Source organism: Microcoleus sp. Pol12A5 (assembly GCF_036701435.1).
Lineage (GTDB): Bacteria > Cyanobacteriota > Cyanobacteriia > Cyanobacteriales > Microcoleaceae > Microcoleus.
This window is the reverse complement of record NZ_JAUBQU010000125.1, coordinates 1-14,024: the sequence shown is the minus strand read 5'-3', so window position 1 is coordinate 14,024 and position 14,024 is coordinate 1. Positions and strand designations below refer to the sequence as shown.

8 protein-coding genes and 1 pseudogene are annotated in these 14,024 nt (G+C 44.4%); 6 read left to right on the top strand and 3 right to left on the bottom strand.

The annotated features are described in order from the left end of the window. The 3 genes and pseudogenes from QUA45_RS23700 to QUA45_RS23690 form a co-directional block, all read left to right on the top strand. Positions 1–185 (top strand): annotated as a pseudogene (locus QUA45_RS23700) (AAA family ATPase); the annotation flags it as partial. Continuing rightward, positions 178–861: a DUF3226 domain-containing protein gene (locus QUA45_RS23695; protein ID WP_333222272.1), complete on the top strand. Its 684-nt coding sequence runs from the start codon at positions 178–180 to the stop codon at positions 859–861. The pseudogene QUA45_RS23700 and the gene QUA45_RS23695, both read left to right, overlap by 8 nt. Positions 862–889: 28 nt before the next feature. Further along, entirely contained in the window at positions 890–1,528 is a 639-nt protein-coding gene (locus QUA45_RS23690; protein ID WP_333222271.1) for a histidine phosphatase family protein, read from the top strand. A gap of 41 nt (positions 1,529–1,569) precedes the next feature. Here the strand turns inward: QUA45_RS23690 and psaK are convergent, their stop codons facing one another. Next, positions 1,570–1,830, bottom strand: a complete 261-nt coding sequence (gene psaK, locus QUA45_RS23685) for a photosystem I reaction center subunit PsaK (RefSeq protein WP_333099668.1) — start codon at positions 1,828–1,830, stop codon at positions 1,570–1,572. Positions 1,831–2,060: 230 nt separating this feature from the next. On the opposite strand from psaK, the gene QUA45_RS23680 reads away from it, so the two are divergent. After that, complete coding sequence (locus QUA45_RS23680; protein WP_333222270.1) at positions 2,061–3,272, top strand: acetate kinase; 1,212 nt, start codon at positions 2,061–2,063, stop codon at positions 3,270–3,272. A gap of 276 nt (positions 3,273–3,548) precedes the next feature. On the opposite strand, the gene QUA45_RS23675 is transcribed toward QUA45_RS23680, so the two are convergent. After that, a complete protein-coding gene (locus tag QUA45_RS23675) occupies positions 3,549–5,735 on the bottom strand; it encodes an ATP-binding protein (protein WP_333222269.1) in 2,187 nt (728 codons plus the stop codon). 25 nt (positions 5,736–5,760) lie between these two features. On the opposite strand from QUA45_RS23675, the gene QUA45_RS23670 reads away from it, so the two are divergent. Further along, positions 5,761–5,916 (top strand): hypothetical protein, encoded by a 156-nt coding sequence (locus tag QUA45_RS23670; protein WP_333099665.1) that lies wholly within the window; start codon positions 5,761–5,763, stop codon positions 5,914–5,916. Between the two features lie 143 nt (positions 5,917–6,059). On the opposite strand, the gene QUA45_RS23665 is transcribed toward QUA45_RS23670, so the two are convergent. After that, positions 6,060–11,573 (bottom strand): AAA family ATPase, encoded by a 5,514-nt coding sequence (locus QUA45_RS23665; RefSeq protein WP_333222268.1) that lies wholly within the window; start codon positions 11,571–11,573, stop codon positions 6,060–6,062. Between the two features lie 917 nt (positions 11,574–12,490). Here QUA45_RS23665 and bchB point away from each other — a divergent pair. Beyond that, a complete protein-coding gene (gene bchB, locus QUA45_RS23660) occupies positions 12,491–14,017 on the top strand; it encodes a ferredoxin:protochlorophyllide reductase (ATP-dependent) subunit B (protein WP_333222267.1) in 1,527 nt (508 codons plus the stop codon). The last annotated feature ends 7 nt before the right edge of the window (positions 14,018–14,024 follow it).

Here is a 14,024-nt window from a genome sequence, read left to right as displayed (position 1 = left end):
CAACTCACAGTTTAGAGATGCTGCAAGCATTTGCTGATGTGGGTTTGGAACCCAATCAAGAATGCAGCAGCGCATATTTTGAACTAGCAAAGAAACCCAAAACAAATCAAATCATCGGCATCAGACGCGATTTGGAAACCTTGAATTACGCACTAGAGCATCAGAAAGGAGTGAGAGGTGAGTAATATTGTCATAGTAGAAAGTAAAAATGATGCAATTTTTATGAAGGCAATGGTTGAGAAACTAAACTGCGATATTGAGATAGAACCACCTATCTATATAGATTATGAAAGTTTGGAAGGTTTGAGCGAAACAAAGTTAATCAATACTTTAAAAGCTTTAGAAGCCGACATTCAAAAAAGAGATATAGAAAAGATTGGGATTATTATTGATATTGATAACTATTCAGAGGCAGAGAGGCTGGAATTCGTAAATGAATGTATACAACAGGTGTTTGAATCTGAAACTTTGTCAAGCACTAAACAATTTATCGATATTTTTGGAGATAATGGAACAAAGGCTCAATTGGCTTGTTACTTTACAAATGTTGAAGGTATAGGCGAACTGGAAACGCTTTTAAAGGCAATTAAGGCTAGAGAATCACCTCATGCTGATTGTTTGAATAGCTGGCAAACTTGTATAGAAAGCCAGGGAAAGCAAATCGACCGGAAAGGTTTTGATAAATTCTGGGTGAGCATCTATCTCAGGTATGATACTTGCTCAGATAAGGAAGAGAAACAAGCTGGAAGGAAATGCAGTATGTCTGGGTTTGATTATGTTATGGAACGCAAAAATGATATTTGGGATTGGAATAATCCTGCACTCGATGATTTGAAGGAGTTTTTTAAACTCTTTTGCTAAGATAGTAAAATTTACACACAATTAACTCATGAGCTTAAAAATCTACTTTCTACGACACGGTGAAACGACTTACAGCAAAACAGGTGGCTTCTGTGGCGACCTTGACCCAGAATTAACAGCCGAAGGTTCTCAAATGGCAGCACAATTTGCTGCTACTTACGCGAAATTGCCTTGGGATGCTGTTTATGTGAGTCCCATGAAACGCACAATTGCTACTGCAAAACCTTTGTGCGATGCTGTGGGAATTGAGATGCAAGTCCGCGACGGACTGAGGGAAATTAAGTACGGTGAGTGGGAAGGCAAAACATTAGAGTCAGTAAAAAAAGAATATACAGAAGATTATATTAACTGGCTGACTGAACCTGCTTGGAATGCACCAAACGGCGGCGAAACTTCGGTGCAAATTGCTAGTAGAGCTTCCTTAGTTATTGCCGAAATTGAGGAAAAATACAAGAATGGAAATGTGTTGGTTGTCTCGCACAAAGCAACTATTAGAATTATTCTGTGCAGTCTGTTGGGGATTGATTTGGGGCGTTATCGCGATCGCATTAGCGCTTTAGCAGCTTCTGTCAGTATTGTCAAGTTTGATGTTCGCGGGCCGCTGCTGGAGGTTTTGGGCGATCGATCGTACATGGATGAAAACCTCCGCAATTTACCCGGTACTTGAAATCGCGGGTAAGGTGCGGAGGCGCACCCTACAGTCTGCCACTAAATCGCACCGAGGTAAGACAATCCTAAAATCGTACCCGTTCCCAAAATATGACCGAAGCAGAGACTTCCCACAAGTGCACCCAAACTCAAGCCGCCGACCAAACCCGATGAGGGCGCGGCTGGGCCTGTGTGAGGCTTTTGGATGGTTGATCTGCCGATCGCAATAGCTAAAATATTGCAAATAATCATAATCAAACCAGTCGTGGGGCTCCACTCTACGGTTCTGGCGACAGTGGCAAGTAAAATTGGTGTAAACATCGATCGGCTCCTTAAACTTTAGTAAATGAAAATCTGCCTAGAAGATATATCAAAAAAATGCAACTGTTAGCTACAGATTGCATTAACAGTTAATTTTTCGACATTTTTCTTAATAATTTTCCCTGAGTCTCAAGATTTTTTAGTCCCCCTCTGCTGGGAGGAAAGTTTGACAAGACGCGATTTCAATCGCCTAGCGATCGAAAGAACGAATCAACAGGAAATAATAAAGCATGAAAATACTGGTGTTAAATGCGGGTTCTAGCAGTCAAAAGAGCTGTCTTTACGAGTTAAACGATGTCCTGCCCGATCGCCCGCCCCAACCCCTCTGGGAAGCGCAAATTGACTGGACTCACCAGCAGGGTATAGCAGAGTTGAAAGTCAAAACAGCAAAGGGCGATCGGCTTGAAGATGAGTTTGCCTCAGACTCTCGCAAAGATGCTATTTCTCGAATGCTGGAGACTCTTTGGAGGCGAAAAACTCAAACCATTAATAATTTAAAGGAGATTGATATTGTCGGCCACCGCGTCGTACACGGCGGACAAGAATATCAGGAAAGTACGTTAATTTCGCCGGATGTTAAAAAGGCGATCGCCCGTTTATCGGTTTTCGCCCCCGTACACAATCCGGTTAACCTCGAAGGTATCGAAGCGATTGAAAAAATCCTCGAAAAAGTGCCACAAGTAGCAGTATTTGATACAGCTTTTCACGCACAATTGCCGCCCGCAGCCTTTGTATATCCCGGTCCCTATGAATGGCTGGAAAATGGGATTCGGCGCTACGGTTTTCACGGGATTAGCCATCAATATTGCGCGCGTCGGGCTGCCGACATTCTGGGTAAAAATTTGGCAGATTTGCGGTTGATTAGCTGTCATTTGGGCAACGGATGTTCTCTGGCAGCCATTCGCGGGGGCTGGAGTGTAGACACGACGATGGGATTTACGCCTTTGGAAGGTTTGATGATGGGAAGTCGATCGGGTTCGATCGATCCAGGCATTCTCATTCATCTGTTAAAACAATCCGATTTTACTGCTGAGAAACTTGATGGTATTCTCAATCGAAATTCTGGTTTAAAAGGGATTTCAGGGGTGTCTAGCGATCTGCGGCAGATAGGAGATGCGATCGCCCAAGGTAATCAGAGAGCTCAACTTGCTTTGGATATTTACATCCACCGTTTGCGTGCGGGAATTGGTGCGATGCTGGCGAGTTTGGGAGGGTTGGATGCTTTAATGTTTACGGCTGGAGTTGGGGAAAATTCTGCTGTTGTGCGATCGGCAGCTTGCGAAGCTTTTGGATTTATCGGGTTAAAATTGGATGATGAGAAAAATCAACATTCACCGCTCGATCAAGATATTGCTGCAGTGGATTCAGCCGTGAGAATTTTGGTAATTCACACGCAGGAGGATTGGGAAATTGCGCGAGAATGCTGGAAACTTTATCACTAACTTATTTTATGAATTCCTGCAACAGCCATGCCCACTCAGCTTCGCAGAAGGGTCAACAATCACGAACGGCGCCACCGGAATAGATCTAATTCATCTGCGTTAATCTGTGTTAATCTGCCCTCATCTGCGGTGAAAAAAAGAGGATGTAATAACCGCAGATGACAATGGATGGACGGCGATTTACGCAGAGAAAGAGATGTAGAGACGTTTCTTCTTCCATTTTCCCTGAAACATCATAACTCTTTCAGCAATGCTGTTGATTGATAGTAGCGCCGATTACAAAACTTGCCTGGGGGCGATCGGAATTTCAATAATAAACTCGCTCCCCTCTCCGGGTGCAGAAACGCAAGTCAATTTTCCACCGTGAGAACTCACAACAATTGAGTGAGAAATAGACAATCCCAAACCAGTTCCCGAACCCACTGGCTTAGTTGTAAAAAATGGATCGAATATCTTGTGCAGCACCTCAGTGCTCATCCCCGGCCCGCTGTCGGCAATTCTAATTATGACAGAATTCCTGTCAGTCACGTCTGTAGAAATTGTAATTGTAGGCTGTTGATGAGAGTTTTTCGGGTAATCTCTTGCTACGAGGAGAGCATCGATCGCATTGGTGAGAATATTCATAAACACCTGATTGAGTTGTCCGGCGTAGCATTCCACCAGGGGTAGAGAACCGTAGTCTTGAATCACCTTAATAGACGGTCGTTCCAATCTATCTTTGAGGCGGTGTTGCAAAATCAGTAGGGTGCTGTTAATACCCTCATGGATATCCACTGGTTTAAAGTCTGCTTCGTCCATCCGCGAAAAGTTCCGCAACGACAGGACAATTTGGCGGATGCGATCGGTACCCATTTTCATCGAAGACAGCATTTTGGGCAGGTCTTCTTGCAAGAACTCCAGGTCGATTTCTTCGGCTGCGATTTGAATTTCGTCAGCAGGGTTAGGATAGTGCTGTTGATAAAGCTGTACGAACTTTAACAAATCTTGGGCGTATTGCTGTGTATGGACGAGGTTGCCGTGAATGAAGTTGACCGGGTTGTTAATTTCGTGGGCGACTCCACCAACCATTTGCCCCAAACTAGACATTTTTTCGCTATGAATTATCTGTGATTGGGTGCGTTGCAACTCACTTAGGGCGTTTTTGAGTTCAGCGGTGCGGTATTCCACCCGGTCTTCTAATTCTGCATTACTTTTTTCTAAGGCGGTAAACGATTCGCGCAGTTGTCTTGCCATGTGGTTAAAGGAGTTGGCAAGGGCGTTGAGTTCTTGAATACGGCTGTCTTGTACAGCTTGGTCGAAGTTGCCAGATGTTATTGCCTCACTCGCCCGATTCAGTCGCAGAATCGGACGCGCAATCCAGCCGGAGGTGAGAACGCCCATCCCACAAGCTACCCCCAATGCTGCTAAGCAGAGCAAGATTGTGGTGCGGGTGTTGGCATTAATCTGTGCCATGAACTCGCTTTCTGGCACACTCACCACCACTAACCAATCCAATCCATATGGGTCGCGCCAGGGAGTGAGTTGCACATAGTAGAGTTCTCCCTGAAAATCAAGTCGGAGATTGGTGTCTTTAGAAATGGATTGAAACCCTTTGAAGCGCTGCTGAATTTGTTTGGCAATTCCCTGCACTATGGGATTGGGACTGTCGATCGCCTTCAAACGCCGAATCTCGTCTTTGATGGTAGTAAAGGGCTGTTCTTTCGCAGAATTAGCAATCAACATTCCATTGCGCTCGATGATGAAAACCTGCCCTGAGCTGCTGACATCCATATTCCGTAAGAAATCGCTCAGTTTCAACAGATGAATATCGACTCCAACCATTCCTAGCAAGCGATTATTTGCGTCATAGATGGGGCGACCAGCGGAGGCAGCGATGTAGGGATGATTGGGATAATTTACGGTGACGATCCGCGACCAGATGGGTTTACCTGCTTTCATGGGTTCGGTGTACCAAGGTTCTTGCAAGTTGTCCCAATCATAAATAGTCACGACGTGAGTGCGATCGCCTTTGTTATCGGTGGCATAGTTGATGACATTATTCGGCGGTTTGGGACTCCAATCATCAATCACGACGCTTTTGGGGTCGTAGCGTGCGGCTCCTACTCCCTCACCCGCGATCAGTCCAATGCCGATGTAATTCAGGTCATAGGCCTGCATTTGGTGCCAGAAATACTTACCGAGGGTTTGGCGATCGCGCACATCTAGCAATCCCATCCGAATCGCATCGGCGTTAACCTGAATCACTTGATGCGGAATAGATAAATAAGCCTCCAGATGTTGATTCACCGAAATGCTGGTTCGATCCATCAACCGATCCGCCAGGTCGTTTACCGCTTTTTGTCCATTTTTGAACGACAAATATCCAACCAGACCGACCGCTCCAAAGATTTGCAAAACAAATGGCACCATCAGTATGAGCTGCAATGGGATCGCCTGAGTTTTGCCGAAGTGACGTATCTTCATGATCGGAAATTACTTTTATTTTAGTATGATCTACTATCTACAGTTCGATCGTGAAGATACACAGAATATTTACTTTTTTAATAAAAAATCTGACACTTTTTATGCTTTGCCGGAGCCTTGCCACCTCGTCGTGATGAACAATCCTCAGTGCGGCTGCAAAAGGGCGATCGCCCTTTTATGAAAACCAGATCGCTCGCCTTTAATGCAGAGTTTTTGCCGAGCTTGAATTGCAAATTCAAAGTTTAGTAAACGCAATGCGTGGCCGGATTGTTAAGGGTTGCTAACTGGAATTGATTTGGGGATGTTGGTTAATAGTGGTGCCGATTACAAAACTTGCCTGGGGGCGATCGGAATTTCAATAATAAACTCGCTCCCCTCTCCCGGTGCAGAAACGCAAGTCAATTTTCCGCCATGAGAACTCACAACAATCGAGTGAGAAATAGACAATCCCAAACCAGTTCCCGAACCCACGGGCTTAGTTGTAAAAAATGGATCGAATATCTTGTGCAGCACCTCATTGCTCATCCCCGGCCCGCTGTCGGCAATTTTAATTATGGCAGAATTCCTCTCAGTCACCTCTGTAGAAATTGTAATCGTCGGCTGTTGATGAGAGTTTTCCGGGCAATCTCTTGCTACGAGGAGAGCATCGATCGCATTTGTCAAAATATTCATAAATACTTGATTCAACTGAGACGCATAACAAGTAATTAGGGGTAGCGTGCTGTAATTTTTAATTACCTCAATTCCCAAACGCCCGCCCTCTTTTCTCAGGCGCGGTTGCAGCAACATCACCGTACTGTCGATGCCTTGATGGATATCTACCGACTTCATTTGCGCTTCGTCGAGGCGCGAGAAATTCCGCAAGCTTAGCACAATATCCCGGATTCTTTCCGCTCCTACTTTCATGGAATCCAGCAGCTTTTGCAAATCCTCGCTCAAGAATTCCAGCTCAATTGTTTCTATTTCTTCGAGAATTTCATCCGCCGGTTCTGGATAGTGCTGCTGGTAAAGCTCAATCAAGTTTAGCAAGTCTTTAACGTATTCGCTAGCCGGATTAAGATTGCCGTAGATGAAACTTACAGGATTATTAATTTCGTGAGCTACACCAGCGACCATTTGCCCCAAACTAGACATCTTTTCCGTTTGGATTAATTGAGCTTGAGTTAGTTTAAGTTCCCGCAAAGTTTGTTCTAAACGCTCGTTTTTTTCATTTAGCTCCTGCGTCCGCTCTTGCACTTTCTGTTCAACAGAATTGTAAAGTAGAGCATTTTCCAAAGAAATAGCAACTTGGGAAGAAAGCAACCTTAAAACTTCCAATCTGTGGGGAGTAAATGCTCCGACAGTCAAATTGTTTTCTAAATAAAGAATGCCGATCAGTTTGCCTTGATTGATGATTGGAGTACACAAAATAGATTGCAGTTGGTGTTTAGCGATGTAAGGATCTGCTGTGAATAGTCCCTCAGCCGCCGCATTGCTCAACACCAAATCCGAGCGAGTCCTTTCCACATAATTAATCACCGTCACAGGTAAATCATGATAGTCTCCAACAGGCGTAAATTGCAGCACAGCTACATCTTCAGCAAATACTGACGCTTTAGCTGAAATCAACAGTTTACCATCTCTGACTAAAATCAGAAAACCTAATTGAGCCCCCGCATTTTCTAAGGAGATTCTCATCAAAGAAGCCAGCAACTTATCGAGGACAATTTCGCTAGAAATCGCCAGAGATGCTTTCATTACCGTTGCCAAATCCAGCACTCTCGCATCGCTGCCAGTAGAAGTATGAATAGTTGTGGTAGTTTGACTGTTGTTAAAACTGCCGTTGAGCGGCGTCATTTCCCGCAACTGCGGATACTTCTGTTCTAAATCTTCTACTTTGCGAACTGCACCCCAGCGCAAGTAGCACGAGTGAGCTTCGCGCAAGTGAATTTTGGCATATTGATACTTGCCTTTACTCAACCAAAACTTAGCTGCTAGTTCATTAGCTAGCGCTTCATTTTGGACAAACTCATTGTCTTGGGCTAAATTTATAGAAAAATCGTACAGTTCTACAGCTTCTGAATCTTTCTTAGAAATTCTGGCTATTTCTGCTTGAACTAAAAGATACTTGTGCAGAAAATTTTCTGCACAGTTATCTGACCAAATTTTCATCTGTTTTTGGTTTTCCTCTAACTTTTCCAAGTATTCCTTTTGCTTCTCTTCTGAAACATTTGGGAAAACGGCGGCTAAAGTTAGAGAAAAGAAAAAATTCCATTCGGTAGCGGGTATCGCTCCGGTAATAAAAGATAGCTGTTTTTCTACTTCAAAAGCTAGTTGTAGCGCTTCGTTGAAGTTGCCGTACCAGTACATTACCTGGCATTTGCGAATCTGATAAAGGCAGAGCGAGTACAAATTTTGATGAGCTTGACAGTTGTGTACGTATTCAGCTTCGCTGATATCTTCGCTTTCAAATACAAACTTTTCAGGAGTTAGTTTGCTCAAGTTACGCAGGATTAACTCTACCCCTAATAATATATCGGTTACGAGCTGATTTTTGGTTTTTTGGCTGAACTGCAAATACCTGCTCGTGTCTGCCAGAATTTGCGAGATTTCTTTACCTTGAAAAAATGAGTTAGCTATGCGGTTGGACAGGATATAACCCGCATACTCTAAATCTCCTGATTCTAAAGCTGCTTGATATCCTTCATTGCTGATTGCGTGGGAATCTTTGATGTGATTGAACCAGTAATAAAAAATACTGACCAGGGAGGAACAAGCTCTGCACTTCAAGCCGATATTGCCAGATTTTTCGCTGAGATTCAGGGATAGCAAGCCGAATTGATACGCAGCTTTGTAATCTCCCGAAACTGCGTTTAAAAACATACCGTAGCCAGCATAGCAAAGAGAGGCTTCGGGTACTAAACCGTATTGTAGAGAAAGATTGACTCCTTTTAAAACGCTGACTTTCCACAAGTCTGGATTTTTGAGGTACGCCGATGTCAGCAAGTTTGTAATTAATTTGACTGCAACTTTTTTGTCGGGTACAGTCATTTCGGGGGCGTCAATTAGGGAAGCTATTTCTCTACCTGCTAAAATATTTGTAGCTGCTGCAAATTCTTCGGATATGACTTTTTGTAGCCCGTCTAGCGGCAAGTCAATGCCTAGCAAGTCCAAAGCTTGGATTCCGGCTTTAACGGCTTCTTCGTACTTCGCCCGCAGGGTGTACTGCACGATCAGCAGGTTGTAAATTTCTACCTTTTCTAAGGGCGATCGCGCTTTTTCCAAAGTTATATTAATAAATTCTTCAGACTTCTCGAAAAAACCGTTTAAATACTCAACATTTGCCCGCTCCATGTGCAAAGCAAAGGCTAAGTCGTAGTGGGCATCCCAAATATCGGCACTCAAACCGTCCATGCCTGCGGTCAAATACTGCAAGGCAGCAACATAAGCAGTGGCATCTTTGGCTCTGCGGGCGGCGTCTAAATTCAGCGTTGCCAGTTCAATTAATTCTCGATCGTCTTTAATTAGCGATCGAGCCACATTCAAGTGATCGACTAATTCAAAGATTCTGTCAGCGCGATATTCAGCCGGAGTGTTTTCTAGGATTTGCCTGCCTATTTTCAGGTGAACTGCCTTTTTTTGCGAGTCGTCGATCAGAGCGTAAGCTGCTTGCTGTACCCGATCGTGCAAAAATTTATAATTTAGAATTAATAGCGGAAACAGCACGTAATCTAATGACTTGCTTTCCAATTCCGAAGTTGGCAGAATTAGTCCCGACTTAATCGCAGGCAACAGGTGAGAGAAAGTTTCCGAGGCTTCTTTTTCATTAATTAAGGAAAGAGTATTTAAGTCAAATTCGTTGCCCAAACAAGCCACTAAACGCAAAACCTGCTGCGTTGAAGTTGGCAGTTTTCTCAATTTTTGTACCATCAAATCTACTACATTGTCAGTGATAGCGCACTGCTCAATTTGGGTCATATCCCAATGCCACCCGCCCTTGCTCCCCGACTGTGGCGGGTGAAAAACTAGCAGGTTTTCCTGATACAATGTTTGCAGAAATTGATTGACAAAAAAAGGATTGCCGTCGGTTTTGCTGATTACCAATTCAGCTAATGGTTTGACAGATTCTCGATCGCTGTGCAAAGTCTCGGCAATCAAATGAGTTATGTTTTCCACCCCCAGCGGCGACAAAGCAATCTGATTAATGATAGCTTCCTGATTTCGCAGCGTCTCCACTGTCATCATTAAAGGATGAGTAGGACTAACTTCATTATCCCGATAAGCGCCAATTAAAAACAGATATTGCGTAGCTTCATCTGTCATCATCAATTCGATCAGCTTGAGAGTAGCCGAATCAGCCCACTGCAAATCGTCGAGAAAAATGACCAGGGGATGTTCTGGCTGGCAAAATACGCGAATGAAATTTTGAAATACTAAATTAAAGCGGTTCAGAGATTCCGTTGGCCCCAATTCAGCTACAGGAGACTGAGCACCGACAATTAGTTCAACTTCGGGAATAACATCAATAATAATTTGTCCGTTTTGACCGAAGGAACTGCGGAGTTTTTCACGCCAAACTGCTAATTGAGCCTCACTTTCAGTTAACAGTTGCCGCACCAATTCCGAAAAAGCGCTGACAACGGCAGAGTAAGGAATAGTTCGCTTGTATTGGTCAAACTTTCCCCAAATAAAATATCCACGCCTGCGGGTAATGGGTTTGTCTAAAATCTTCACCATTGCAGATTTGCCAATACCGGAATAACCGGCAATCAGCATCATCTCGCTGCGGGATTTATGCTGTCCTCTCGCCAGGACTGACAAGGGACTTTCTTTTTTCGATTTGCTCTCTTTTTTGATGACAGAAATTTGAGAATCGTCGCTGCGGTAGCCTCGATGATTTGTTGCTGCTACCCGTTCAAATGCCGCTAAGAGAGTTTCAACTTCGCGCTGTCTGCCGTAAAGTTTTTGAGGTATTTGAAATTTGTCAGAAATATCTTGGCTGCCGAGAGGAAACTCAGAAACAACCCCAGAGGTTTGCCACTGAAACAGGCAGGATTCCAAATCGGCTTTTAGCCCCCAAGCACTTTGATAGCGCTCCTCAGCGGTTTTTGCTAACAATTTCATTACAATATCTGAAACAGCTTGAGGAATCTCTGGGGCAATTTCAGCGAGAGGTACTGGCTGTTTGGCAATGTGACAGTGAACTAACTCCATGGGATCTGTAGTCGGAAAAGGGAGTTGTCCTGCCAGGATTTCATAGAAGGTCACGCCGAGGGAATAAAAGTCGGTGCGGTAATCGACTACCCGGTTCATTCTGCCGGTTTGTTCGGGCGACATATAGGCTAAAGTACCTTCTAAAAAATTGGGATTTTTACTGGGAACATTTTCCAAGTTGGATGCTGTTGAAATGCTAAAATCTATGAGTTTCACTTGTCCTGTAGCAGGATTAAAAACTATATTAGAAGGATTTATATCTTTATGAATTACATTTTTTCCATGAATTTCTCCCAAAGTTTCAGCAACTTTGATTGCCGTAGTCAGAAATCCTAAAATGGTAAATTTTTGAGAACCCATAAATATTTTTAAAGATTCCCCGCCAAAATCTTCTAAGATCATTGCCAGACTATTTCTAACCTGTTGCAACTTATACACTTTCACAACTCCGTCCAACAGGCTTAAGTTGGCAGTGATCTCATATTCGCGCTTGTATCTATTCAGTTCTTCAGGAGTCGGATAGTCTTCTTTGATAAGTTTGATAATAACAGGTTGGTTGTTCTGCTCGTTGTGGCCGCGGTAAACCAGGGAAGTGCTGCTTTCATAAATGAGAGCGAGAACTGCAACGCCGGGAATTGCCATCATAGTTGGGTTCTCTCAAATTAGGTGTGCTTGGTCAATGTTACAGGACTGACGCGCGGCGGGCTAGAAACCGGGTTTCTTCGTTGCTAGTCGTTGACAAACCCAAGATTTTATCGTGTAAATCGGGTTTCTTTTCGTAAATCCTATGTTATTCTTCATTATCGCTCAAGAGCTATCTTTTGGGATGTGTGGGTAGGCAGGCCTTGACAGCAAAGAGCTACTGCTGACAAAAGCACGCTGGGGCTTTCGTCACCTCAGCAGTTAGGTAAACAAGATCGCAAATACAGGATTTGTGCAAAGATTTACTCTAATGCTCGATCGCCATGCTGACAACTAAATCCTCTCAGATTCCAAGTAATCGCTTGACTTTAGTGGAGCGTCACCACATCTCGTGAAAATATGCAAGTGCTGAAAGATTTATTTTTTCCGGCGATCGGGTACGAATTTGCGGTGCTTCAAAAAAACCGGCCGGTGCAAATCTTAACTATAATTCGCGACCGAGGCGCTGAGGGAAGTAAGTGTTGCTTCGGAATCTGAAATTTCCTTCAGTTCTATCTATTTTGACCGATCGATTAACAATACTAACTGAGCGTTTGACCAGAGTAAATTTGACAAGAAATTCAGAATTATTGCACCTTGTCTGGTGCGCGGCAGCGAACCCTACATTAATCAAATTTGCCTAACTCTTAAGAAAATTTGAGGAAAGATTAAGAATTATTGCCATAAAACCCAGGTAAAGTTGTTTGAATTGCGAGTCAAATCCCAAGCAGGCAAAGCGTTTGAGCATTTCCTAAATCTGTAAATTCTCAGAAAATTAGTATTTCTCAAGGATTCATCCGGTGAGAAAATCAGAAACAACCTTAAAATTTAGCAGTAATCGCCCGATCGGGCAATTCTCAACCAGCACCAGGAAAAAACCTATGAAATTGGCTTATTGGATGTACGCCGGCCCAGCCCACATCGGCACTTTGCGCGTCGCCAGTTCCTTCAAAAACGTCCATGCGATCATGCACGCACCGATTGGAGACGACTATTTTAACGTCATGCGTTCCATGCTGGAGAGGGAACGGGATTTCACCCCAGTAACTACCAGCGTCGTTGACAGACACGTACTGGCGCGGGGTTCGCAGGAACGGGTCGTGGACAACATCACCCGCAAAGACAGAGAAGAGCACCCAGATTTAATCGTCCTCACCCCGACTTGCACCTCCAGCATTCTGCAAGAAGACTTGGAAAACTTCGTGGAGAGAGCCCAATTAGATGCCAAAGGCGATGTATTGCTGGCGGATGTTAACCATTATCGGGTAAACGAACTGCAAGCTGCCGATCGCACTTTGGATCAAATCGTCCAATTTTACATTAACAAAGCCCGCAAAAAAGGCGATTTAGTAGAAGCCAAAAGCGAAAAACCATCTGTCAACATTATCGGTATGTCTACCCTGGGTTTCCACAACCAGCACGACTGCACCGAGTTGAAGCGTTTGATGGCAGATTTGGGCATTGAAGTCAACGAAGTTATTCCCGAAGGTGCTTCGGTTCATAACTTAAAAAGACTGCCCCGCGCTTGGTTTAACTTGGTTCCTTATCGGGAATTGGGGATGATGGCCGGGGAGTATTTGCAAAAAGAATTCGGTACGCCGATGGTGGATATTACGCCGATGGGTGTGGTAGAAACTGCGCGCTGTATCCGCAAGATTCAGCAAGTTTTGAATGCTCAAGGTGCGGATGTTGATTACGAAAATTTTATTGACCAACAAACTCGATTTGTGTCGCAGGCTGCTTGGTTTTCGCGATCGATCGACTGCCAAAACTTAACGGGCAAAAAAGCCGTCGTATTTGGCGATAATACGCACGCTGCGGCGATGACGAAGATTTTGGCTCGCGAGATGGGAATCCACGTTGTGTGGGCTGGAACCTACTGCAAACACGACGCTGACTGGTTCCGGGAACAGGTAAGCGAGTATTGTGATGCAGTGCTGGTGACGGACGATCACGGGGCGATCGGAGATGCGATCGCCAAAGCGGAACCTTCGGCAATTTTCGGCACCCAAATGGAACGCCACGTTGGTAAGCGATTGGATATTCCCTGCGGCGTAATTGCGGCACCGATTCACGTCCAAAATTTCCCGATCGGCTACAAGCCATTTTTGGGTTATGAAGGCACGAATCAGTGCGTAGATTTGGTCTACAATTCTTTCACTTTGGGAATGGAAGACCACTTGCTGGAAATCTTCGGCGGCCACGATACCAAGGAAGTGATTACGAAGGGTATTTCGGCTGACTCTGATATGGGTTGGACGAAGGACGGACAAGCTGAGTTAAATAAAATCCCTGGCTTTGTGCGGGGTAAGGTGAAGCGGAATACTGAGAAGTTCGCGCGCGATCGGGGGATTGATAAGATTACCGTTGAGGTGCTTTACGCAGCGAAGGAATCTGTCGGCGCGTAGTTAGTTG